This is a genomic window from Pseudonocardia terrae (genome assembly GCF_021343995.1).
Taxonomy (GTDB): Bacteria; Actinomycetota; Actinomycetes; order Mycobacteriales; family Pseudonocardiaceae; genus Pseudonocardia; species Pseudonocardia terrae.
In genome coordinates this window covers 116,829-139,920 of the sequence record NZ_JAJTTE010000003.1, presented here as the reverse complement: position 1 = coordinate 139,920, position 23,092 = coordinate 116,829, and the positions used below count along the sequence as shown (strand labels likewise).

At 73.5% G+C, this 23,092-nt stretch carries 22 protein-coding genes and 2 pseudogenes; 14 read left to right on the top strand and 10 right to left on the bottom strand.

Annotated features, from left to right (window positions below):
• Window positions 1–192 precede the first annotated feature (192 nt).
• The 8 genes from LWC33_RS03075 (at window position 193) to LWC33_RS03040 (ending at window position 8,660) form a co-directional block, all read left to right on the top strand.
• Window positions 193–1,458, top strand: a complete 1,266-nt coding sequence (locus LWC33_RS03075) for an FAD-dependent monooxygenase (protein WP_233302649.1) — start codon at window positions 193–195, stop codon at window positions 1,456–1,458.
• Between the two features lie 19 nt (window positions 1,459–1,477).
• Window positions 1,478–2,893: an MFS transporter gene (locus LWC33_RS03070; RefSeq protein ID WP_233302648.1), complete on the top strand. Its 1,416-nt coding sequence runs from the start codon at window positions 1,478–1,480 to the stop codon at window positions 2,891–2,893.
• Window positions 2,890–3,693, top strand: coding sequence for an FAD binding domain-containing protein (locus LWC33_RS03065; RefSeq protein ID WP_233302647.1), 804 nt, complete (start codon window positions 2,890–2,892; stop codon window positions 3,691–3,693). The genes LWC33_RS03070 and LWC33_RS03065 overlap by 4 nt, the downstream gene beginning before the upstream one ends.
• Entirely contained in the window at window positions 3,686–6,034 is a 2,349-nt protein-coding gene (locus LWC33_RS03060) for a xanthine dehydrogenase family protein molybdopterin-binding subunit (protein ID WP_233302646.1), read from the top strand. Before LWC33_RS03065 ends, LWC33_RS03060 begins: the two co-directional genes overlap by 8 nt.
• Window positions 6,031–6,534, top strand: a complete 504-nt coding sequence (locus tag LWC33_RS03055; RefSeq protein WP_233302645.1) for a (2Fe-2S)-binding protein — start codon at window positions 6,031–6,033, stop codon at window positions 6,532–6,534. Before LWC33_RS03060 ends, LWC33_RS03055 begins: the two co-directional genes overlap by 4 nt.
• A complete protein-coding gene (locus tag LWC33_RS03050) occupies window positions 6,531–7,190 on the top strand; it encodes an isochorismatase family protein (protein WP_233302644.1) in 660 nt (219 codons plus the stop codon). Before LWC33_RS03055 ends, LWC33_RS03050 begins: the two co-directional genes overlap by 4 nt.
• On the top strand, window positions 7,187–8,023 hold the full coding sequence (locus LWC33_RS03045; RefSeq protein ID WP_233302643.1) for an alpha/beta fold hydrolase: 837 nt from the start codon (window positions 7,187–7,189) through the stop codon (window positions 8,021–8,023). The genes LWC33_RS03050 and LWC33_RS03045 overlap by 4 nt, the downstream gene beginning before the upstream one ends.
• 154 nt (window positions 8,024–8,177) lie before the next feature.
• The gene (locus LWC33_RS03040; RefSeq protein WP_233302642.1) at window positions 8,178–8,660 is read left to right on the top strand and encodes an FBP domain-containing protein; all 483 of its coding nucleotides are present in this window, start codon (window positions 8,178–8,180) and stop codon (window positions 8,658–8,660) included.
• A 70-nt stretch (window positions 8,661–8,730) separates the two neighbouring features.
• On the opposite strand, the gene LWC33_RS03035 is transcribed toward LWC33_RS03040, so the two are convergent.
• Window positions 8,731–9,276, bottom strand: coding sequence for a 2'-5' RNA ligase family protein (locus tag LWC33_RS03035; RefSeq protein ID WP_233302641.1), 546 nt, complete (start codon window positions 9,274–9,276; stop codon window positions 8,731–8,733).
• Between the two features lie 177 nt (window positions 9,277–9,453).
• On the opposite strand from LWC33_RS03035, the gene LWC33_RS03030 reads away from it, so the two are divergent.
• Both LWC33_RS03030 and LWC33_RS03025 read left to right on the top strand, forming a co-directional pair.
• On the top strand, window positions 9,454–10,062 hold the full coding sequence (locus tag LWC33_RS03030; protein WP_233302640.1) for a VC0807 family protein: 609 nt from the start codon (window positions 9,454–9,456) through the stop codon (window positions 10,060–10,062).
• A 23-nt stretch (window positions 10,063–10,085) separates the two neighbouring features.
• The gene (locus LWC33_RS03025) at window positions 10,086–11,291 is read left to right on the top strand and encodes a cytochrome P450 (protein WP_233302639.1); all 1,206 of its coding nucleotides are present in this window, start codon (window positions 10,086–10,088) and stop codon (window positions 11,289–11,291) included.
• Between the two features lie 18 nt (window positions 11,292–11,309).
• Here LWC33_RS03025 and LWC33_RS03020 read toward each other — a convergent pair whose 3' ends face one another.
• The 6 genes and pseudogenes from LWC33_RS03020 to LWC33_RS02995 all read right to left on the bottom strand — a co-directional run bounded on the left by LWC33_RS03020 (window position 11,310) and on the right by LWC33_RS02995 (window position 15,672).
• Window positions 11,310–12,059, bottom strand: a complete 750-nt coding sequence (locus tag LWC33_RS03020) for a maleate cis-trans isomerase family protein (RefSeq protein WP_255690683.1) — start codon at window positions 12,057–12,059, stop codon at window positions 11,310–11,312.
• On the bottom strand, window positions 12,056–13,102 hold the full coding sequence (locus LWC33_RS03015; protein ID WP_233302638.1) for a 2,5-dihydroxypyridine 5,6-dioxygenase NicX family protein: 1,047 nt from the start codon (window positions 13,100–13,102) through the stop codon (window positions 12,056–12,058). The genes LWC33_RS03020 and LWC33_RS03015 overlap by 4 nt, the downstream gene beginning before the upstream one ends.
• 124 nt (window positions 13,103–13,226) lie before the next feature.
• The gene (locus LWC33_RS03010) at window positions 13,227–13,550 is read right to left on the bottom strand and encodes an AMP-binding enzyme (RefSeq protein WP_233302637.1); all 324 of its coding nucleotides are present in this window, start codon (window positions 13,548–13,550) and stop codon (window positions 13,227–13,229) included.
• 172 nt (window positions 13,551–13,722) lie between these two features.
• Window positions 13,723–14,094 (bottom strand): annotated as a pseudogene (locus tag LWC33_RS03005) (AMP-binding protein); the annotation flags it as partial.
• 61 nt (window positions 14,095–14,155) lie between these two features.
• Window positions 14,156–14,742, bottom strand: a pseudogene (locus tag LWC33_RS03000) (AMP-binding protein).
• Window positions 14,743–14,814: 72 nt separating this feature from the next.
• On the bottom strand, window positions 14,815–15,672 hold the full coding sequence (locus LWC33_RS02995) for a sigma-70 family RNA polymerase sigma factor (protein WP_233302636.1): 858 nt from the start codon (window positions 15,670–15,672) through the stop codon (window positions 14,815–14,817).
• A gap of 84 nt (window positions 15,673–15,756) precedes the next feature.
• Here LWC33_RS02995 and LWC33_RS02990 point away from each other — a divergent pair, with 84 nt between their 5' ends.
• Entirely contained in the window at window positions 15,757–16,209 is a 453-nt protein-coding gene (locus LWC33_RS02990) for a carboxymuconolactone decarboxylase family protein (RefSeq protein ID WP_233302635.1), read from the top strand.
• Between the two features lie 180 nt (window positions 16,210–16,389).
• Window positions 16,390–17,502, top strand: a complete 1,113-nt coding sequence (locus LWC33_RS02985; RefSeq protein WP_233302634.1) for an NDMA-dependent alcohol dehydrogenase — start codon at window positions 16,390–16,392, stop codon at window positions 17,500–17,502.
• 63 nt (window positions 17,503–17,565) lie between these two features.
• On the opposite strand, the gene LWC33_RS02980 is transcribed toward LWC33_RS02985, so the two are convergent.
• A complete protein-coding gene (locus tag LWC33_RS02980) occupies window positions 17,566–19,206 on the bottom strand; it encodes a sigma-54-dependent Fis family transcriptional regulator (protein WP_233302633.1) in 1,641 nt (546 codons plus the stop codon).
• Window positions 19,207–19,346: 140 nt separating this feature from the next.
• Between LWC33_RS02980 and LWC33_RS02975 the strand changes: the two genes are divergently transcribed.
• The gene (locus LWC33_RS02975) at window positions 19,347–20,903 is read left to right on the top strand and encodes an ArnT family glycosyltransferase (protein ID WP_233302632.1); all 1,557 of its coding nucleotides are present in this window, start codon (window positions 19,347–19,349) and stop codon (window positions 20,901–20,903) included.
• Between the two features lie 21 nt (window positions 20,904–20,924).
• Here LWC33_RS02975 and LWC33_RS02970 read toward each other — a convergent pair whose 3' ends face one another.
• On the bottom strand, window positions 20,925–21,365 hold the full coding sequence (locus LWC33_RS02970) for an ATP-binding protein (RefSeq protein ID WP_233302631.1): 441 nt from the start codon (window positions 21,363–21,365) through the stop codon (window positions 20,925–20,927).
• An 83-nt stretch (window positions 21,366–21,448) separates the two neighbouring features.
• A complete protein-coding gene (locus tag LWC33_RS02965) occupies window positions 21,449–21,694 on the bottom strand; it encodes a hypothetical protein (protein WP_233302630.1) in 246 nt (81 codons plus the stop codon).
• Window positions 21,695–21,991: 297 nt separating this feature from the next.
• Between LWC33_RS02965 and LWC33_RS02960 the strand changes: the two genes are divergently transcribed.
• Window positions 21,992–23,038, top strand: a complete 1,047-nt coding sequence (locus tag LWC33_RS02960) for an HPP family protein (protein WP_233302629.1) — start codon at window positions 21,992–21,994, stop codon at window positions 23,036–23,038.
• The last annotated feature ends 54 nt before the right edge of the window (window positions 23,039–23,092 follow it).

Sequence of the window (23,092 nt, the reverse complement as noted above, 5' to 3'; positions counted from 1 at the left end):
CGCGGGTGTTGCCGGCCGGCGTTCCGGAGTTTCTGACGCGTTACAGCTCGCGCCACCCCTTGCGTTCTCGGATCGTCAGTGTTCGGATTATCTCCGTCGGGCGGTACACACCACCGCTCTGAGCTGCCGGATCGCGGCAGCACCGGCGGGGACGGCGCACCGTCCAGAGTGGATCTATCCCGGGAGGGGCACGTGGCCAGCCAGTCGTTCACGGTCACCGTCGTCGGCGGCGGGCTCGGTGGTCTCACCACCGCGCTCGCCCTACGCCGACGGGGGCTGCGCACGGTCGTCCTCGAGCAGGCGGCCCAGCTCGGCGAGGTGGGCGCGGGCATCCAGACCGCCCCCAACGCCAGCCGTATCCTCTTCGGGCTCGGCCTGCGGAAGGAGATGCAGGCCATCCGGACCGCACCCACCGACCAGGTGCGGAGGCGGTGGCAGGACGGCGGCATCATCGCCTCGCTGCCGCTGGGTGAGCGGGTGGTGCGCGAGTACGGCGCCCCGTACTGGCACTACCACCGCGCCGACCTGCACCGGATCCTGCTCGACGCCTGCCTCGACCCCGACGGCCCGGGGCCGGTGACCGAGGTTCACACCGACTCCTCCGTCGCCGAGCTGGACCGCTCCGACCCCGCGCGCCCGGTCGCCGTCACGACGGACGGCCGGCGCTTCGCGGGCGACGTCCTGGTCGGCGCCGACGGCATCCGCTCGCGGGTCCGCGACGCCGCCGGCTTCGACGACACGCTCGTCTTCTCCGGGGAGATGTGCTACCGCGCGTTGATCCCCGGCGACAAGATCGCGGCCGACCCCGCGACCCGCTTCCTGCTCGACCGCTTCCACTCCACGATCTGGTACGGGCCCGACCGGCACCTCGTGCACTACTTCGTCCGCGGCGGGGAGGCTCTCAACGTGGTCGCGGTCGTCCCGAACACGCTCGACACCACCGACGCCTGGACGCTCCCGGCGACGGCGGACGAGCTGGTCGACGCGTTCCCCGGCTGGGACGACCGGGTCGCGGCCATGCTGTCCAAGGCCGAGGGGGACGCGTCGAAGTGGGCGCTGTTCCGCCGCCGTCGCGACCCGGTGTGGGTCGACGGCCGGGTCGCGCTGCTCGGCGACGCCTGCCACGCGATGCTGCCCTACCAGGCCCAGGGCGCGTCGCAGGCCATGGAGGACGCGGCCGTCCTGGCCGAGGAGCTCGGCGGCGTCACCCGCGACGGCATCGACGCGGCGCTGATCCGCTACGTCGCCCGCCGGGCCACGCACGCCGGCATGGTCCAGGACGCCTCCCTGGAGAACATGCGGTTCTACCATCTGCCCGACGGCCCCGAGCAGCGCGAGCGCGACGCGCTGCTGTCGGACTTCCGCGGCGAGTCCGACGTCTCCTACGACTGGCTCTGGGGCGGTTCGCCCCTGAACGACCCGGACACCGAGTCCCACTCCTATCCGTTCGCACGCTGACACCCCCCACGGAGCACACATGCGTACCGGCGACCAGGTCGTGCAGTCCCTCCCCTGGAGATGGGGGGTGCAGGGCAGGATCTTCGTCATCGGCGGCCTCGGGTACATGTTCGACGCCTGGGACGTCGCCCTGAACGGCTTCCTCACCCCGCTGCTCGGCAGCGAGTTCGGGCTCTCCACCGGCCAGCGCGGCCTCGTCGCGACGGCCAACCTCGTCGGCATGGCGGTCGGTGCGATCGCCTGGGGCACGATCGCCGACCGGATGGGCCGCAAGAAGGCCTTCTCGATCACCCTCATGATCTTCGCGCTGTTCTCCGTGCTGGGTGCGCTGTCGCCGAGCTGGGAGATGTTCCTGGTGCTGCGCTTCCTGGCCGGTGTCGGCCTGGGCGGCTGCATCCCCGTCGACTACGCGATCGTCAGCGAGTTCTCCCCGATGAAGCAGCGCGGCCGGGTGCTGGCCGCGATGGACGGCTGGTGGCCGGTCGGCACCACGCTCGCCGGCCTCACCGCCACCTTCCTGGTGCCGGTCGGCGGGAACTGGCGCTGGATGCTCGCGCTGATGGTGCTGCCCGCGATCCTGCTGTTCTGGATCCGCCGCGGGGTACCCGAGTCGCCGATCTACCTGGCCCGTACCGGCCGCGAGGCCGAGGCCCGCGAGGTGATCGACGACATGGTCCGCCGGACCGGCGCCACGCCCGAGCCCTACGCGATCCCGGCCGTCGTTCCCGAGGCCGCCGCGTCGCGCAAGAAGGGCCTGTCCGCCGCGATCGACCAGCTCCGCCTGGTGTGGGCCCACAACCCGGTCGTCACCGGCGTGGCCTGGGCGCTGTTCATCTCGGTGATGGTCGTCTACTACGCCGCCCTGTCCTGGATGCCGTCGATCCTGCGGGCGCAGGGCATGGGCGAGGTCGCGGCCTTCGGCTCGACGACCGTCATGAACGCGGTCGGCATCCTGGGTGTGGTCACGTCCGTGCTGCTCGTCGAGGTGGTCGGCCGCAAGTGGGTCATCGGCGTCGCCGCCCCGCTCGCCGCCGTTGCGCTGCTGGTCTTCTCGCTGGTCCTGGGCTCGTCGACGGCCGCCATCGTGATGATCGGGGTGTTCGGCTTCTTCGCCCTGGTGGTCATCCCGGTCATGTACGCCTACGTCTCCGAGCTGTACCCGACCGAGCTGCGGGCCAGCGGCTTCGGCTGGGCCTCGTCGATGAGCCGGGCGGTCACCGGCTTCGTGCCGCTGATCTTCGGCAGCGTGCTCTGGCCGGTCCTGGGCCTGCCACTGACGTTCGCGCTGATGGCGGTCGTGGTGCTCGGCGCCGTGCTCTACATGGCGCTCGGCGCGCCGGAGACCAAGGGGCGCGAGCTCGACCGGATCACCGGCACCGAGGAGGTCACCGGGGTCGAGGCGCCCGCCCCGTCCGCGGGAGCCGTCCGGTCGTGAAGCCCGCCGCCTTCGAGTACCACCGCGCCCGCTCCGTGTCGGGCGCGGTGGGGCTCCTCACCGAGCTCGGCGACGAGGCCAAGATCGTCGCCGGGGGCCAGAGCCTCGTCGCGATGATGAACTTCCGGCTGGCCCGCCCCGAGCACCTGGTCGACATCACGCACATCGACGGGCTCGCCGGGATCCGGCGGGAGGGCGACACCCTGCGGATCGGTGCCCTCACCACGCACCGGGCCGTCGAGAAGGCCGATCTCGGGGACTTCGCCGTACTGTCCCGGGCGATGCGCTGGGTGGGCCACCTGCCGATCCGCACCCGCGGCACGGTCGGCGGCAGCATCGCGCACGCCGACGCCACCGCCGAGTGGTGCCTGCTCGCCGTCCTGCTCGAGGCCCGGATCCTCGTCGAGGGACCCTCCGGGCGTCGGGAGATCTCGGCCGAGGAGTTCTTCCTGGGCCCCTTCACCACCGCCCTGGAGCCCGACGAGCTGATCGTCGAGCTCGTGTTCCCGCGCCCGGCCCCCCGCGCGGCGCTGACCGAGTACGCCGACCGCAAGGGCGACTTCGCCCTGGTGGCTGCAGCGGTCGACCTGGACACGGACCGGATCGTGCTCGGCGGGGTGGGTCCCGTCCCGGCGGTCGTGCGCGGCGAGTCGTATACGGGCACTACCGTCCGCGCACGGGCGGCGGCCGCCGCGGACTCCCTGGAGCTGCGGGACGAGCCCGGGATCAGCGCGCACTACCGGCGGGGGCTGGTCCGCACGCTCGTCGAGCGCGCCTACGAGGAGGCTGCCCGTGGTTGAACCGAGGTTCCGACGCGACGGTGCCTGGGTCGGCGCCTCCGTGCCCCGCCGCGAGGACCCGCGGCTGCTGGCCGGCCGCGGCCGGTTCGTCGACGACATCGCCCTGCCCGGCATGCTGCACGCTCAGTTCGTCCGCAGCACCGAGGCGCACGCCGAGCTGCTGGCCGTCGACCTCGACGAGGTTCACGCGGTGCCGGGCGTGGTCGCCGCGTACACCGCCGCGGATCTCGACCTGGCGGACATCACCGCGCTGCTCGACCGCCCGGCGCACGAGTTCGTGCCGACCGCCATGCCGGTCCTCGCCCGCGACAAGGTGCGGTACGTCGGCGAGCCCGTGGCGGTCGTCGTCGCGAAGGACCCGTACGCGGCCGAGGACGGCGTCGAGGCGGCCGTCGTGGAGTACGCGCCGCTCGAGCCCGTGGTGAGCGACCTCGGGGCCCTGGCGGAGGGCGCCCCGCTGGTGCACGCGGAGGCCCCGCGCAACACGCTCGTCGACGTGTCGCTCTTCGCCACCGAGGGCATCGACGACGTCTTCGCCGAGGCCCACACCGTGGTCGAGGTGCGCACGAAGACCGGCAGGCAGAACGCGCTCCCGCTCGAGACCCGCGGCGTCGTCGCCGACTGGGACGACCGCGACGAGCAGCTGCGCGTGCAGACCTGCTCGCAGGTCCCCCACCAGGTGCGCACCGTGCTGGCGCGGTGTGTCGGGCTGGACGAGAAGCAGGTCCGGGTCACCGTGCCGGACATGGGCGGCGGCTTCGGGCAGAAGTGCGTGGTCGGGCGCGAGGAGATCGCCGCCGCGGCCGCTGCGCTGCGCCTGCGCAGGCCGGTCAAGTGGATCGAGGACCGGCGCGACGCGCTCACCGCCGCGTTCCTCGCCCGCGAGCAGCGCTACGTCGTCCGCGCGGCCTTCTCCGCCGACGGCGAGATCCTGGGTCTGGACGCCGACGTCGTCTGTGACATGGGTGCCTACTCCTGCTACCCGTTCACGGCGGGGATCGAGCCGCTGATGGCGTCGGCCGAGATGCCGGGCGTCTACCGCGTGCCGGCGTACCGCGTGCGCGGGCGGGCGGTCACCACGAACAAGGCACCCACCGCGCCCTATCGCGGGGTGAGCCGGCCGCAGTACGTGATGGTCGTCGAGCGGGTCTTCGAGAAGGCCGCCCGCGCGCTCGGCATCGACGCCGTGGAGCTGCGGCGCCGCAACCTGATCACGGTCTTCCCGTACACGGGCGTCAACGACATCACCTACGATCCGGGCTCCTACCTGGAGTCCCTCGACCTGTGCGAGAAGACGCTGCGCGAGGAGGGCTGGTTCTCTCGTCGTTCAGACGAGAACAGGGTGATCGGGATCGGCTTCGCCTGCTTCTCCGAGCGGACCGGGTACGGCTCCGGCGCCTTCGCGCAGCGGAAGATGCAGGTCGTGCCGGGTTTCGACATCTCCGAGATCCGGATGGACCTGAACGGCACGGTCTCCGTCACGACGGGGACGCTGTCCCACGGGCAGAGCCACGAGACCACGATGGCGCAGATCGTCGCGGACCGGCTCGGCGTCCCGTACGACCGCGTGAAGATCGTCCAGGGCGACACGGACCGGATCACGTACGGCTGGGGCTCCTTCGCCTCGCGGTCGATCACCATCGGCGGCAGCGCGGTCGCCGCCGCGTCGGTGAAGCTCGGCGACCAGCTGAAGGAGATCGCGGCGCACCTGCTGTCCGGGGACCCGGAGGCGGCGGTGCTGGAGGACGGCGGGGTGCGGGTCGGCTCGTCCTGGCTGCCCTTCGCGGAGATCGCCGACGTGGCGTACCTGAAGGCCCACCTCTTGCCCAAGGGCGTCGGGCCGGGGCTGGCGGCCACCGCGAGCTTCGACGTCGGGGGCGACGGGACCTTCTCCAACGCGACGCACGGCTGCGTCGTCGAGCTGGACCCGGGCACCGGCGGCGTCGAGATCCTGCGGTACGTCTGCGTCGAGGACTGCGGGGTGGCGATCCATCCCCAGGTCGTCGAGGGGCAGGCGCGCGGGGGGATCGCGCAGGGCATCGCGGGCGCGCTGTTCGAGGAGGTCCGGTACGACGAGGCCGGCCAGCCCCTCGCCCCGAGCTTCATGGAGTACAAGGTCCCGACCGCGATGGAGATCCCGGACGTGCGGATCGAGCACCTCGAGACGCCGTGCGCGTTCACCGAGAACGGGGCCAAGGGCGCCGGCGAGGGCGGCACGATCGGGGCGCCGGCCGCGGTGCTCAACGCCGTCAACGATGCCCTGCGGCACACCGGCGTCGAGCTCGACGACACCCCCGTCCGCCGCGAGGCGGTCTTCCGCGCCCTGGAGGTCACCCGATGATCCAGCTGGTCGAGCTCAGCGTGAACGGCGAGCGGCACGACCTCGCGATCGAGCCGCGCCGCACGCTCGTCGACGTCCTGCGGCACGACCTGGGCCTCACCGGCACGCACGTCGGCTGCGAGCACGGGATCTGCGGGGCGTGCACCGTGCTGGTCGACGGCGCGCCGGCACGGGCGTGCCTGATCTTCGCGGCGCAGGTGGAGGGCGCGGAGATCCGGACCGTGGAGTCGCTCTCGTCGGACGGCGAGCTGAACGACCTCCAGCGGTGCTTCTCCGAGCACCACGGCCTGCAGTGCGGCTTCTGCACGCCGGGGATGCTCATGCTGGCCGAGGGCTACCTCGCCGAGGAGCCGGAGCCCACGACCGAGGAGATCCGCGAGGTCGTCGCCTCCAACCTCTGTCGCTGCACGGGCTATCAGACGATCGTGGAGGCCATCGACGACTGCGCCGCCCGCCGCCGGGCGGCGCTCCAGGACCGGCTCGACAGGAGGGCGTCGTGAGCGAACCATCGGCACAGGCGAGTGTGCACGGATCATCGACGGACGCGACCTACGAGCGGGCGGGCTTCGGCGCGCCCGTGCGCCGCGGCGAGCGGCCCGCGATCGTGGTCGTGGACCTGACCAAGGGTTTCACCGACCCCGCCTACCCGACCGGCGCGGACCTCACCGACGTCGTCGCCGCGACGTCCCGGCTGGTCACGGAGGCCGCCGCGGCGGACGTCCCGGTCCTCTACACGACGATCGGGTACACGCCCGCGGAGATGGACACCGTCGTCTGGCTGGACAAGGCGCCCGGGATGCGGGCGCTGGCAGTGGGCTCCGAGGCGGTGGAGATCGACGCGCGGCTGCCGTACTCGGACGCCGACCACCTGATAATGAAGAAGGGCGCGTCGGCGTTCTTCGGCACCGGGCTCGCGGCGCTGCTGGCGTCCCTGCGGGTGGACACGGTGATCGTGTGCGGCGCCACGACCAGCGGATGTGTGCGGGCCACCGCCGTCGACGCGCTGCAGTCCGGATATCCGGTACTGGTGCCGCGGGAGTGCGTGGGCGACCGCGCCGCCGGGCCGGCGGAGGCGAACCTGTTCGACATCCAGGCCAAGTACGGCGACGTGATCTCGCTCGACGATGCCCTGGCCTACGTGGGAGGACTCAAGTGACAGGGCCCGACGTCCGCACGGTCCGGCAGGACGCCCTGGCCGACCTCGCGGGCGCCCCCGCGACGTCCCGGTGGGTGCGGAACGGATCCGTGCGGCTGCACCTGCTCGACTACGGCGGCTCCGGGGTACCACTCGTGATCATCCCCGGGATCACCAGCCCGGCGATCACGATGGACTTCGTGGCGCGCGAGCTCGTCGACCTGGGGAGGCCGATCGTGCTCGACGTCCGCGGGCGCGGGCTGTCGGACTCCGGGGACTCGTACACGCTGGCGGACTACGCCTCGGACACCCTCGCCGTGCTCGACGGGCTCGACGACCCGGTCGTCGTCGGGCACTCGATGGGCGCGCGGATCGCCGCCGCGACCGCGGTGCAACGCCCGCTGCGCGGCACCGTGCTGGTGGACCCGCCGATGAGCGGCCCCGGCCGGGGTTCCTACCCGACCACACTCGAGGCCTTCCTCGGCCAGCTCGACGAGGCGGTCCGGGGGGCCGACGCGGACGAGGTCGCGAAGTCCTGGCCGCGATGGCCGCGGCGGGAGCAGGAGCTGCGGGCGCGGTGGCTGTCGAGCTGCTCGCGCACGGCGGTCGTGGATACGCACCGCGGTTTCGAGAGCGAGGACTTCTTCGAGATCTGGCCGTCGGTCCCCGCCCCGACCACGCTGCTCCACGGCGCCGACTCCCTCGTCGTCACGGCCGAGGGCGCCAAGGAGGCGGCGGCGACCAACCCCGGAGCGTCGCTGGTCGAGATCCCCGACGCGGGGCACATGGTGTTCTGGGACAACCCCACCGAGGCCCAACGCCTCCTCCGCGAGGCCCTGACGCCCCTGACCTGACCCGCGAGTCGCGCCCTGGGCTCCCGCGAGTCGCGCTGTGAGCTCCGGCGAGTCGCGCTTCGCCGAGCCCGCCTTCCGCGGAATACGGATGCGCCCGGTCGAGTCCGGCGCCTAGCGTGATCACGCCCTGCTCCCCGAGACCACGGACCGCACCATGACCATCGACGCCCGCATCCGCCGCGCCCTGACCAACTGTTCGAAGGGCGAGGCCGGCCGGCTGGCCCTGCCTCCCGAGGTCCGCGAGCTCGACCTCGACACGCTCGACGACGTCGTCGGATGGCGGGACGCGAAGGCCCCGGACCGAGCCGTGCTGCTGGTCCCCGGCGCCGACGAGCCGATCGCGGTGCTGCTCCGCGCCGCGTCGAACGCCGTGGGCACGACGGCGATGTGCGCGCTCTGCCGCACCACCCACAGCGCGGGCGGCACCATCCTCTTCACCGCCGCCCGTCGCGGGGGCAAGGGACGCAACGGGAACACCGTCGGGACCTATGTCTGCGCCGATCTCGGCTGCCGCCATCACGTCCGGGTCGAGAAGGCGACGGCGGCGCTGCGGCCCGCGCCGGGCCTGACCGTCGACGAGCGACGCGCCGGCCTGCGCGATCGCGCCACGGCGTTCGTCGAGGAGGTCGTGCGCTGATCGCGCCAGCCGTCGAGCCAGGAGCTCGAGGTCGGATGATCAAGGGTTCCCGCCCCTGAGCTCCTGGTGATCAGGGCGCGAGGGGGAAGGTCGCGAGCGGGGCCCACGGTCCGCCGAGATAGCGCCACAGCCCGAGGGCGACGACGGCGGTGGGCTCGGGCGCGTCGTTCGCCAGGACGGCGTGGAGGGCCCGGGCCCGATCCGGCGGCACCTTGTTCTGCACGGTCACGTGCAGCTCGCGCTTCCCGCGGTCCTGCGCGGTCAGCCAGGGATCGAAGGTCCGCGCGAGCTCGGCGCGCAGGGCGAGCAGCCCGGGCGCGTCGATCCGGAAGGCCACACCGCGGCCGAGCAGGCGCGGCTCGCCGACGACGACCTCCGGTGGGGTGCGCCGGGTTGCGGTGGCCAGCGCGGCCGCGACCTCCGGCTCCTGCTCACCGGGCAGGGCGTGGAACAGCGTGACGTGGGCGTCGAGATGGTTCCGCTCCGGCGGGAAATGCCTGCGGCGCAGAAGGTTCAGCCGGGACTGCGCGGGCTCGTCGAGCACGGCCGCGACGACGAGCGGGTCCACGTCCTCACCCTCCCGCTCCCCGTCGATCCGCCCGCCGGCCACGACCATGTGCAACGCAGTGACCAGGAGAGCGCGACTCGCGGAAGCCCACAGCGCGACTCGCGGTGCCGGAACTCCCGACTCGCGGGCGGTTGCAGGCGCCGCCGCTCCACCCCGGGGGTGGAGGTTCGAGGTCCCACCTGCGGGTTGACGCCCGCGGGGCCGCCGGTTCCTAGCGTGGTCGGCATGCTTCGACGTCCGACGGGCCGCCCGGACCTGCTGCTCGGGATCGTGGCCCCGATCGCCGCGTACTGGGTGCTCACCTCGCTGGGCGCGTCCGACCTGACCGCGCTGACGTGGGGTGCACTGTTCCCGCTGGCCCGCGTCCTGATCGGGATCGCACGGGAGCGGCGGGTCGACGCGCTCGCGGTCCTCTCGCTCGGCGCGATCGCCGTGAGCCTCGCCGGCGGCCTGCTCCTGCACACCGCCACGTTCCTACTGGTCAAGGAGTCGCTCGTGACCGGCGTGATCGGGCTGGCCTTCCTCGGCTCGCTGCTCGCCCGGCGCCCCCTGCCCGTGGTGCTCCTGCGCGGCCGGCCCGGCGCCGCGGAGCTGATCGAGGCCCGCTGGGCCGATCCGGGGTTCCGTCGCGCGCTGCGGGGGATCACGATCGTGTGGGGGTGCGCGCTGCTCGCCGAGGCGGGCCTGCGCGTGGTCCTGGCCCTGCTCGTCCCACCGGGGGTGCTGATGATCGCCTCGCCGCTGCTCGCGGCCGCCGTGCTCGGTCCGGTCGCGGTGTGGACGGCCCGCCGCCGGGCCGCCCTGCGCCGCACGCCGGTCCCCGTTCCCGCCTGACGACCCGCCTCCGAGGAGGAGCGATGACCACCACCGTCCCGCAGCTGCCCTTCGCCCGTCCCGGCGTGCTGGACATCGCGCCGCTCTACGCCGAGCTGCGCGAGCGCACCCCGGTCTGCGCGGTGCGCACCGCGACCGGAGACCCGGCGTGGCTGGTCACCGGGCACGCCGAGTGCCGGGCGTTGTTCGCCGACCCGCGCCTGGGCCGGTCGCACCCCGATCCGGAGCGCGCCTCCCGCGTCTCCGGCTCGGCGATCCTGGGCGGCCCGATGATGGGCAACCCCGAGACCGAGCGGGAGCAGCACGCGCTGATGCGCCGCCTGCTCGCCCCGGCCTTCTCCGCCCGGCGCATGCTGCGCCTGCGCGACCACGTCGACGAGCTGGTCGGGCGGGCGCTCGACGCACTCACCGCCGCCGGACTGCCCGCCGACCTGCACGAACACGTCGCCCTGCCGGTCCCGATCCTCGTCATCTGCGAGCTGCTCGGCGTGCCGTACGAGGACCGGACCCGGTTCCGTGCCTGGTCGGAGGGCGCGGGGCGGCTCGACGACCACGAGGCCGCCCAGCAGTCCCTGCAGGCCCTGGTCACGTACGTCCACGGGCTCGTGGCGCGCAAGCGCGAGGAACCGGGCGAGGACGTGCTCAGCGACCTCGCCGCCTCCGGTCCGGAGCACGACTGGCAGAGCGCCTCCCTGGCCGCGGCCCTGCTCTTCGCCGGGCATGAGACCACGGTGACCCGCATCGACGTCGGCACCGTCCTCCTGCTGCAGCACCCGGAGCACTGGGCCGCGCTGGCCGCCGATCCCACGCTGGTGCCGGACACCGTCGAGGAGCTCCTGCGGCTGGCCGCGCCCGGCGGCAGCGGGTTGCCCCGCTACGCGCACGCCGACGTCGAGATCGGCGGCGTGACCATCCGGACCGGCGACTGTGTGATCCTCGCCCCGGCCGCGGCGAACCGGGACCCGGAGGCCTTCCCCGCACCCGAGAGCTTCGAGCCGGGGCGCGCCGACGGCCGCAACCACCTCTCCTTCGGCCACGGTCCGCGCTACTGCATCGGGGCGAGCCTCGCCCGCGTCGAGCTGCAGGCCGTGTTCACCGCGCTCCCGGCCCGCTTCCCGGACCTGCGCCTCGACCGCCCGGTCGACGCGCTGCCGCTGCGGGCGGACCTGCTGACCGGCGGCCTCGACGCCCTCCCCGTCGCCTGGTCCCAGGCCCGGAGCGGCTCGTAGGCCGCCCCGGGCGCGCGTTCACGAGGCCAGGAGGCGCCCGGCTCCCGGGACCACCGGCGGCAGGCCCAGCTCCTGGAGGATCCGATAGGTGGTCGCGGTGGCGGCGGAGAGCACCGGGATGCCGAGCTCGTCCTCGACCGGCTGGATCGAGGGCAGCGACGGCATCTGCACGCACGCGGACAGCACCAGCGCGTCGGCCCGGGACAGGTCCAGCTCCTGGCGGTGTTTCCGCAGGTCGGCGGGGTCGAGCCGGGCGACCGCGAGGTTGTCCGGCACCTCCAGCGACAGCGAGTCCACGACCTCGACCCCGGCCGATTCCAGGTACTCGACCACCGCCCGGGTCAGCGGCTTCATGTACGGCGTGATGATCGCGACCCGGGACACGCCGAGGGCGGTGATGCCGTCGAGCAGCGCGCCCGCGCTGGACACCACCGGCGCCTGCGACCCCTCCGCCCGGAGAGCCGCGGTGATCGACTCCTCGGCGGTGCAGTGGTACCCGGGCCCCTGGGCCATGATCGCGACCAGGCAGGCGGTGGCGACGACGTCGGGCCGGGCGTCGGCCAGCTCGGTCGCCGCCCGTTCGGCCTGTGCGTTCATCGCCCGCAGCTGCTCCGGGGTGACGTGCTGCATCCGGGCCCGCGCGGAGTGGAAGACGAACCGGTGCTCCGGGTCGACTTCCTCGCGGGCGCGCAGCATCCGCGGCAGCTCGGTCTCCATCGTGAGGTTGGAGCTCGGGACGATCATCCCGATGTGGTGATCCGTGCTCATCGCCGGTTCACCGGCCGCATGTCCGGGACGGTGAGCTCACCGGCGTCGACGATCAGCTCGTCGTCGAGGTAGAGGCTGTTGCCGCGCATCGGGATGTCGAAGTGACACGCGGTGTCGTTCGGCCCGCCGAGCTCGTTGTTCGGGCCGATGGAGAACATGACGTTGCCGTAGAAGCTGCGCAGCTCCATGCCCATGCCGCCGCCGAACTGGGTCAGCCCGTGCCAGTGCGCGCGCTCGTCGAGGCCCCACCCGACGTGGCTCATGCCGTAGCCGCGCGGGTCGTCGAACGACTCGATGTAGCTCCTGAGCAGGTCCGCGTCCAGCCCCGAGGAACCGGCGCCACCGCGGATGTCGCGGATGAACCCCTCCTCGATGGTGATCTCCACCGGGGTCTGCACGTAGGTGTTGAACGGCAGCAGCACGTCCCCCGGCGCGAGGACGATCTTCCCGTCGACGCCGTCGTCGGCGCCGCCGGTGAACACGAACGCGGCCGGCCAGTGGTCCCAACGGCCGGGCTGGTCGGTGTAGCCGTACTCGCTCAACGTCGGGTACACGCCCAGGGTGTAGGTGACGTCGGTGCCGTGCGGGCTGATGATCCGCATGGTCTGCGCCTTGGCCAGCAGCTCCGCGCCGATCTCCACGCGTTCGCGCAGCTCCGTGGTCGGCATCAACCGGGCCAGCAGCGGGGCCGGCTCGACCGCGGTCAGGATCCGGGTGCCGGCGGCCTGGATCTCGAACTGCTCCGGGGAGAACAGCAGGAACGTGCAGTCGACGACCATGTCGACGCTCTTGAGCGCCTCCACCGCCAGCCGGTTGTCCGCCAGCCCGGAGTCGCCGACCGCCCACGCCCCCGACGCGCTCGTCGGCGCCGGGAGTCGCAGGTGGAAGCCCTGCGCGCCCAGCTTGCCGATCGCCCAGAGGAACGCGTCGGGGTACTCCGCGCGCTCGTTCCCGCGGGTCAGCACCGCGACCGTCTCGCCCTCGTGCACCGCCGAGAGGGTCAGCTGCTGCAGGCAGATCTCGTTGAACAGGTTCTGGTCCATGGCTCCTCCGGCCTCGGCTCCCGAGATAGTCCGAACACTGACGATTGCCGCTGTGCGCCGCTGCGTCAAGCGCTGGATGTGACATCCGGGTGACGAAATGCCGGATCGGCCGGACCTGAACCGGTCATGAGACGTTCCGGTCGGCCCCGGCCCAGTGCCGCGCCCGCAGTTCCCGTTTGAGCACCTTGCCCGCGCCCGACATCGGCAGGGCCTCGACGAACTCCACCGCCCGCGGCGCCTTGTACCCGGCGATCCGGCCCTTGACGTGCTCCCGAAGCTCAGTGGGATCGGGGTCGCTACCCGGCGCCCGGACGACGACGGCGTGCACCCGCTCGCCCCACTCGTCGTCGGGCACCCCGATCACGGCGCAGGCGGCCACCGGCGGGTGCGCGGCAAGGGCGTTCTCCACCTCGGCGGAGTACACGTTCTCCCCGCCGGTGACGATCATGTCCTTTGAGCCGGTCGACGACGAAGACGTAGCCCTCGGGGTCCATCCATCCGCCGTCGCCGGTGTGCATCCACCCGTCCCGCACCGCCGCGGCCGTCTCCTCGGGCCGGTTCCAGCAGCCCAGCATCACGTGCGGTCCGCGAGCCACGATCTCGCCGACCGTCCCGCGCGACACCTCGCGGTCCTCGGCGTCGACGATCCGGACCTCGGCGTGCGGGGCCGCCCGGCCCGCCGAGCGCCGCAGCCGGTCGACGGCGTGGTCGGCGGGAGCGAGCAGAGTCGTACTCGGCGAGAGCTCCGTCATGCCGTAGACCTGCACGAACTCCGCTCCCGGCAGTCGCTTGGCGGCCCGCTCGAGCACCGTCTCCGAGATCGGCGAGGCGCCGTACAGCAGCCGTCGCACGCTGGAGAGGTCGGCCTCGGCGGCCTCCGGGACCAGCAGCAGTCGGTGACGCCGTGGCGCGCGATCGCCTCGGCCGCCGCGCCCGGGCTGAACGAAGGGATGACGACGTGCGCGCCGCCGACGACGTTGCGGGCGATCCATGCACTCCCGGCGGCGAGGTGGAACATCGGGGCCGCGTGCAGCACGCGGCCGCCGGGGGTCATCACGGCACCGGTCGCGGCGCTGCCAGCACCGACGCCAGCAGGTTGGCGTGGCTGAGCACCACGCCCTTGGGCGTGCCGGTGGTGCCGCCCGTGTACCAGATCCCGGCGGGCGCGTCCCCGCCCCGGCGGGCGTCCTCGACCGGCTCGTGGCCGGCGATCAGCACCTCGTGCGCGACCGTGCCCTCCGGCGCGGGACCGTCCCCGCAGTAGACGACGGTGCGCAGGTCCGGGGTCCGTGCGCGCAGGGTGGGCAGCAGTTCCGCGAAGGCCTCGTCGACCAGCAGGAGCCGCACCCCGGCGTCGCGCAGCGAGTAGGCGATCTCGGCCGGCTCCAGCGCACGTTGACCGGGGCGAGCACACCGTCCGTCCACGGCACCGCGAACAGGTACTCGTGGTAGCGGTCGGAGTTGAGCGACAGCATCGCGACCCGGTCCCCCGGCCCGCAACCGAGGTCCCGCAGGCCGGCGGCGAGCCGGGCGACCCGGTCGTACGACTCCGCCCATGTCCGCACCCGGTCCCCCGAGATCGTGGCGGGAAGGTCGGGGGTCTGCTGGACCGCCCGGTGCAGGGCCTGGGTGAGGTACATGGTCGCCTCCGGGGCAGCGCTGCCGTGGCCGGTGAACGTAGCCGCCCGCCGCAGCGCTGCACCATCCGCTGATCAGCGGAGCAGCTCCGGGTCCAGCCTCGCGAGCCGGGCGGGGTCGGCCAGGATGTCGATCTCCGTGATCCGGTCGCCGACGACGGTGAACGCCAGCAGCGCGACCGGGCGGCCGTCGATCGTGCCGAGCACGCCGGGCTCGCCGTTGACCAGCACCGGGTGCCGGACCTGGTCCTCGCTGCGGTAGGCCGCCGCCTGGCCGGCCACGACCCGCGCCCCGTGCACCGCGCGCAGCCCGGTGCCGGTGTCGGCGCGCAGCACGACGTCCGGGTCGAGGACCGCGACCAGGCCCTCGATGTCCCCCTCGCGGGCCGCGGCGAGGAACGCGTCGACCACCTCGCGACGGGCGGCCCGGTCGGGATGCGGCGCGGGCCCCACCCCGCGCACCCGGCGGCGGGCGCGGCTGGCCAGCTGGCGGGCCGCGGCCGGGGTGCGCTCGACCAACGGCGCGATCTCGTCGAAGGGCAGCCCGAACATGTCGTGCAGCACGAACGCCAGCCGCTCGTCCGGGGCGAGGGTCTCCAGCACCACCAGCAGCGCGAGCCCGACCGAGTCGGCGAGCTCGGCGCCGTACTCGGGGTCGTCCGCGGCGTCGCGGCGGACGATCGGGTCCGGCAGGTGGTCCGGGAAGGGCTCCTCGCGGCGGGTCCGCCGGGCGCGCAGCTGGTTGAGCGCCACCCGGGCGACGACCGTGGTCAGCCAGGCCCGCGGGTTCTCCACGTGTTCCGGGTCCGCGCGGTGCAGCCGGATCCAGGCCTCCTGCACGGCGTCGTCGGCCTCGCTGAGCGAGCCCAGCACCCGGTACGCCACCTGGCGCAGGTACGGCCGGTGCTCCTCGAAGTCCTGGACGAGGTCCATCTGTCACATCCTCCCGTCGGCGCGTGTCGAGGTGGTGACCCACCAGAACCCGCCGTTGTGACGGCGGCACGGAAGGAGACCGACATGTCCGCACGCATGACCAACCCCGCCATGGTCGTCCCGGGTGCCCTCCAGGCGCTGCAGGCGCTCGGCGAGGCCGAGAAGGCGACCGGGATCTCGGAGACCGTCCTGGAGCTGGTCCACCTGCGCGCGAGCCAGATCAACGGCTGCGGGGTGTGCCTGCACATGCACGCCCGTGCCCTGCGCAAGGCCGGTGAGTCGGACGAGCGCATCGACACCGTGGCCGGCTGGCGCGACGCCCCTTTCTTCAGCGACGAGGAACGTGCCGCGCTGGCCCTGACCGAGGCCGTGACCCGACTGGCCGACCGGTCCGACCCGGTGCCGGACGAGGTGTTCGAGGAGGCGGCCGCGCAGTTCGACGAGCAGCAGCTCGGCGCGCTGATCCTCTCGATCGCGCACATCAACCTGTGGAACCGGCTGAACGCCACCACCCACCAGGTCGCCGGCGCCTACTAGGACCAGCCGAACGCGGCCGGGGCGGCGACCCTCGGTGGGGTGGCGAGGTCGAGCGCACGAGGGTCACCCGGACAGGCTGTCCTGTGCGGGTGTCCAAACATGAAACACCTCGGACGGGGAAGGCTCGGGGAAGGTGGCGTCAGCAGCCTCCCCGAGAACGACGAAGGAGTCGATCCCCGCATGAAGACCAAGGCCGCGGTCGTCTACGAGACCGGCAAGCCGATCGAGATCGAGGAGCTGGAGCTCGACGGTCCCAAGGACGGCGAGGTCCTGATCCGCTACACCTACGCCGGGCTGTGCCACTCCGACGTGCACATCTCCCACGGCGACCTCGAGGCCCGCCTGCCGATGGTGCTCGGCCACGAGGGCGCCGGCATCATCGAGGAGGTCGGCCCGGGCGTCACCCGCGTGAAGGCGGGCGACCACGTCGTGTGCTCGTTCATCCCGAACTGCGGCGTCTGCCGCTGGTGCGCCACCGGCCAGCAGGCCATCTGCGACATGGGCGCCACCATCCTCGAGGGCTACCTGCCCGGCGAGCGCTTCCCGTTCACCGGCCCCAAGGGCAACTACGGCGCGATGTGCATGCTGGGCACCTTCTCCCAGTACGCGACCATCCACCAGAACTCGGTGGTCAAGGTCGACGACGACCTGCCGCTCGACAAGGCCGTGCTCGTCGGCTGCGGCGTGCCGACCGGGTGGGGTTCGGCGGTCAACGCCGCGGACGTCCGGCCGGGAGAGACCGTGATCGTCTCCGGCGTGGGCGGCATCGGCATCAACGCCGTGCAGGGCGCCCGCTACGCCGGTGCGAAGAACCTCATCGCCGTCGACCCGCTGCAGAACAAGCGGGAGAAGGCCATGGAGCTCGGCGCGACCCACGCCGTGGGCAGCATCGAGGAGGCGGCCGACCTCGCCCGCCAGATGACCAACGGCAACGGCGCCGACAAGGCCGTCGTGACCGCGGGCCTCGTGACCGAGGAGATCGTGACCGGCGCGTTCGACGCGATCGGCAAGGGCGGCACAGTCGTGCTGACCGGGCTGAACAAGCTGTCGACGCAGAACGTCAACCTGCCCGGCTCGATCATGACGCTGTTCAAGAAGACGGTGAAGGGGTCGCTGTTCGGCGACTGCAACCCGACCACCGACATCCCGAAGATCCTGGGCCTGTACCAGTCCGGGGACCTCAAGCTCGACGAGCTGATCACCAGGACGTACACCCTCGAGCAGGTCAACGAGGGCTACGAGGACCTGCTCAACGGCAAGAACGTCCGCGGCGTGCTCGTCCACGAGCACTGAGTCCGGGACACCTGATCCGCCGCGGCGGGGCCGGGAGAACCCGGCCTCGCCGGAGGCGGAGTCTCACGCCGGCCGCTCGCGCAACGCCTCCGGGTCGATGTGCAGCTCGCGGATCCGGCGGTAGAGCGTGGTCCGGCTGATCCCCAGCCGGCGCGCGGCGTGCACCTTGTTGCCCCCGCAGCTCTCCAGACAGCGGACGATCGCGTCCCGCTCCGCCTGCCAGAGGGCACCCGGGACCGGTTCGCGGGGCCCCTCCCGGTAGCCGGGCGGCAGGTCGGCCTCGGTGAGGTCGCCCGCCGACCGGCGCCCGGCGACGTACCCGACGACCGTGGCGAGCTCGCGCAGGTTGCCCGGCCAGTCGTGCGCGGCGAGGGTCCGCAGCGCTCCGGTGGTGAAGCGGACGGCGGTGCCAGCGCGCTCCCGCAGCAGCGTCCCGGCGAGGGCCGGGACACGATCGCGCCGGCTGCGCACGGTCGGCAGCTCCAGGCGGACCGGGCAGCGGGCCCCGAACGCCGCCGTCTCCCCGGCCGGCAGCCCGCCGACGCCGGCGGTCAGCACGAGCCGCACACCCCGCCGGTCCACCTCGCGGCCCAGGTGCGCCGCGACGGCCGGCGCGAGCAGGTGGGCGTCCTCGACCAGGAGGGTGCCCCCGCCGGTCGCCTCGGCCAGCGGCACCGCCGTGTCGGCCAGCGCGACGTGCGCACCGGCCAGCACCGGCACCCCCGCGCCGGCGAGCTCCGTCGCGACCGTCGTCCGGCCCGTGCCGGGTTCCCCGAGCACCAGCACGTTCGCCTGCTCCGCGCGGTAGCGCCGGATCCGCGGCCGCAGCTCGGCATGCCAGTCCCGGTCCGGCACGGGCATCACCCCGCGCACCGCCGGCGGCCGCTCCGGCCGTTCGAGCTCGACGAGGAAACCCCCGGCGCCGACCGGCTCGACGCGGGCGACCATCCGCGCGCCCGACGCCAGCTCGACCTCGGTGCGCACCGGCCCCGGCCGCCCGTGCCGCAGGGCCTGCAGGGCGGCGTGGTCGACGGGCTGCAGCAGGTCGGCCGCGGCGTCGTTGGTCAGCACGAGGTCGGGCCCGAACGCCACCAGCGGCCCCGTCGCCCGCAGCCGCGCCGCCTCGAACGCCGCGAGCACGCGCCGGTGCGAGCCGCGGGCCTCGGCCAGCATGCCGTCGGCGATCTGCTGGGCGGCGCCGAGCAGGAAGGGCCGCAGCAGCGGGCTGGCGTCGGCGGTCAGGCAGGTGATGTCCAGGACGCCGGCGTGCCGCCCGGTCAACGGGTCCCGGATCGGCACCCCGTAGCAGGCGAACCGCTTCAGCGACTCCAGGTAGTGCTCCGCGCCGACGACGGCGATCCCCCGGCGCAGCTCGGCGACCGTGGCCACCGAGTTCGTGCCGCTGACCCGCTCGGTGAACAACATCCCCGGCACCACGCCCACGGACTGCAGCACCGGCTCCAGCTCGGGCGAGCCGAACCGGATGTCGACCAGCCGCGTCTCCCGGTCGGCCAGGACGAGCGCGAACCGGGAGCCGTGCAGGTGGCCCTCGAGCGCGGTGAGCACCGGACCCGCCGCGCGGCGCAGCCGGGTGCCGGGGTCGGGCTCGACGGCCGCGCCGGCGTCGAGGCACGCGGCGGGATCCAGCCCGGAGGACGAGAGTCGCTGCCAGGACTGGGCGATCTCGGGGCGGAGCGCGGACATTCCCGGACCCTCCTCGCTGCGGGATCCGACGGTGGGGAGTCGACACCGATCCTATGCCGCGCGACGCATCCGTCGACTCCGAGCGGACCAACGGAGGGGTCCTCAGGGTGCCCACAGGCAACCTGTGCACGATGTGACGGGTGCAGCTCGACATCGACCGGCCACCGACGGCCCTGGCCCCCGAGCGCCCGCGACCGGATCTGTTGGGTCGCGCCGCGCTGCTCGTGCTCGGAGTCGTCACGGCCCTGTCGGTGGTCCGTGCCTTCGGCCCCCTGACCTATCCCGGCGACATCTGGCGCCAGTCCGACACCGCGTCGATGGCCCGCAACTACGCCGAGCACGGGCTCAACCTGTTCATGCCGCAGATCAACTGGGGCGGGAACGGGCCGGGCTACGTCGAGTCCGAGCTGCCGATCATGCCGTGGCTCACCGGCGTCCTCTACACGCTCTTCGGCGACCACGAGTTCCTCGGCCGGCTGGTGTCGCTGGCCTTCATGCTCGTCGCGACGGCGGCGTTCTGGGGGCTGGCGAAGCGGATCCTGCCGCCCGCGGCCGCCCGGTGGGCGCTGATCGCCTGGGCGGTCTCGCCGGCGTTCATGCGCTGGGGCACGGCCTTCATGCCCGAGGCCACGGTGCTCGCCTTCACGCTGCTGGCGTTGCTGTTCTTCTGTCGCTGGCTGCAGGAGGACCGTCCGGTGTGGCTGGTGGCCGCGGCCGGGGCGGTCTCGCTCGCCGGGCTCGCCAAGCCGACCTCGCTGCACGTCGGGCTGGTGATGGCGCTCTGGCTGCTGCTCGCGGCGCGCGACCGGCTGCGCCGGCCCTCGGTCTACCTGGCGGGCGTCGCCGCGCTCGTGCTGCCCGTGCTGTGGCTGCGGCACGCCTCGAGCCTCTACGAGACCTACGGCAACACCTTCGGCGTGATCTCCGGGGGCGACGACAAGTTCGGCAACCTCGCCATGTGGCTGGGCGCCGACTTCTACCTCGGCAACCTGCGCAGCGAGGTGCTGTTCATCTACGGCGTGGTCGGGGTGCCGTTCGCGCTGCTGGGCGCGGCGTGGCTGTGGCGACACCGACGCGGCGCGGCGGCCGCGCCCTTCCTGCTGGCCGGTGCGGTCGCGCTCGTCGTCTACTACTTCGCGGTCGGCCGCTACAGCGGCTCCGACCTCGGCATCCAGTACCACGTCTACTCGCTGCCCTACGCCGCGATCACGATCGGCATCGGCCTGGTCGCGGCGCAGCGGCTGGTGCGCGGGCGGGTCGGCCCGCGCCTCGTCGCGGCACTCGGGGTGGTGGCCGTGCTCGCGCTGGGCGCCCAGTCGCTCAACGTCTTCCGCCAGTCCTTCAACCCCAACGCGGGCGCCCTCGGCACCTGCGCCACCCAGCTGGCGGCGGTCTCCGCCCCGGGCGACCTGGTGGTCGTCGGCACGGACAGCACCACGACCGAGGACGGCGTCGCGAACAACTACCAGGAGCCGGTGATCCTCTACCGGGCCGACCGGTACGGCTGGGTGCTGGCCGCCGACCAGTACGACCCGAACCGGCTCGCGAGCATGCGCGCGCAGGGGGCGCGCTGGTTCGCGAACCCGGTGCCGGGGCAGCTCACCGGCCCGCTGGCGAACTGGCTGCGCGACAACGCCGACCAGGTCCGCACCACGACGTTCGACGGTTGCGACGTCTGGGCCCTCCGGACCCCCTGAGCCCTCCCTCTGGAGGGGGGCTCACTCGGCGGCGGCGAGCCCGGAACCGTCCGGGGCGCCGAGCAGCGGCACCGGGACGCTGACGAGCGTGACGGTCGTGCCGACGTCGTCGCGGCGGATCGAGACCCGCTCCATGCAGCCGCGCATGACGCTCATGCCGTAGCCCTTGTCGCCGTGGTCCGGGCGCCACACACCCTCGTCGCGCACCGTCACGACGACCTGGCGGCTCGCGGGCCCGACCACCAGCCGGCCGACCACCTCGACGTCCCCGGGGACGCCGCCGGCGTAGGCGTGCTTGACCGCGTTCGTACAGGCCTCGCTCACGGCGAGGATGGCGTCCACACGTTCGGCCTCGGGCCACTCCAGCGCCTGGAGCCAACGGTCCAGCCCCGCCCGGAAGAAGGCGAGCTGCACCGGGTCCGCGCCGAACCGGATGCTGTAGAAGCCCGAGTCGTCCGCCATACCTCCGAGGATGACGAAGCCCGGGGACCTTCGCGACCGCTGGCCGGACGCCGGCCGATCATCGGCCCGGGGTACCGGAGGCGTCAGCCCGGCCGGCGCGGCTCCGGGACGTCCACGACGACCGGTTCCACGGCCGGGTCCGGGATCCCGGCGGCGTCGGGGCCCACCACCTCGACGAGCTCGGGCCCGCCGTCGACGTCGAGTCCGGCGTCGGCCGCCGTCCCCGGAAGGCCGAGCACCCGGCGGCGGGCCCGCGCCCGCCGGTTCAGCTCCGCCTGCTCGTCCGCGGTCCACGTCTGCCGCTCGGCCGGTGACCGTCTCGAGACCATGCCTCGCACCCCCTGAACGCCCTCGTCCGGTTCGGCCACGCCCGCTGTGACACCGGACGTCACGAGAGGCGAGGCACCCCGGCGGGCGGGCCGGGGCCCGTCCAGTGTGCGCCCGGCGGACCCCGAAATCCCAGCCCCACCTGCGGGGCGGGCCCCGGCAACGCCGGTCGGACGGGGCCGCTCGGACGGGGATGCACGGCCCGGTTCGATGGTCAACTGCGACGTCGTCCGCCCGTAACATTCGTGGGCCCGTCGCCGCCGGTCGCGACGGCACGGACGGGGCAGGGTGGTGCGCGGATGGGTCGGATCCGCTGCCTCTTCCGTCCGATCCTGGCCGGTGCCACGCTCCGCGAGCGCCTGCTCGCGTGCGGTGGGGCGCTCGCCGCCCTCTGCGTCACCGCGCTGCTCGGCTACTTCGTCGTGGGGCCGAAGGCGGCGTTGCCCTTCCTCGTCGCGCCGGTCGGGGCGTCGGCCGTCCTCGTGTTCGCGGTGCCCACGAGCCCGCTCGCCCAGCCCTGGTCGGTCATCGGCGGCAACGTGCTCTCGGCGCTGGTCGGAATCGGGGTGACGGCATTCGTCCACGACACGGTCCTCGCCGCCGGGCTCGCAGTGGGTGGGGCGATCGCGGCCATGTCGCTGTGCCGGTGCCTGCACCCGCCCGGGGGCGCCGCGGCGTTGACGATCGTGATCGGCGGCAGCGTGGTGGCCGCGGCCGGCCCGTTGTTCGCGTTCGTCCCGGTCGGGTTGAACTCGGTCGTCCTCGTCGGGATGGGCTGGCTGTTCCACCGGCTCACCGGCCACACCTACCCCCACCGGGCACCGCGCGTCGATCCGGCGGAGCGCCGCAGCCGGTTCCGCGCCGAGGACGTCGACCGGGCGCTGATCGAGGTCGGTGAGGCGTTCGACATCAGCCGGGAGGACATCGGGCTCCTGCTGCGGGAGGTGGAGACCCAGGCCCTCGTCCGCCGGCACGGCGAGCCGACGGCGGGTGACGTGATGTCGCGCGAGGTCGTCCGCGTGACCGTGCACGACACCCCGGAGACCGCGCGGGCCCTGCTGCTCGCCCACGACGTCCGCACGCTGCCGGTGCTCGGTCCCGACGGCACCGTCGTGGGCACGGTCGGGCTCCGCGAGCTCGTGCGTCCGGCCTCCTGCGTCAGCGAGGTGGCCTCGCCGCCCCTGACCGCACCCGCCGACCTGCCCGCGCTGGCGCTGAGCCGCGCGCTGACCGACGGCCACGCCCACGCCGCGGTGATCGTCGACGCCGACGGCGGGCTGTGCGGCATGGTGACCCAGACCGACCTGATCGTGGCGCTCTGCCGGGCCCTCACCGACGCGGTGTGACGTCTCCGACCCCGGTGATGCCCGCGGTGCGGGCCGCCCGCCACGGGCTGTTCA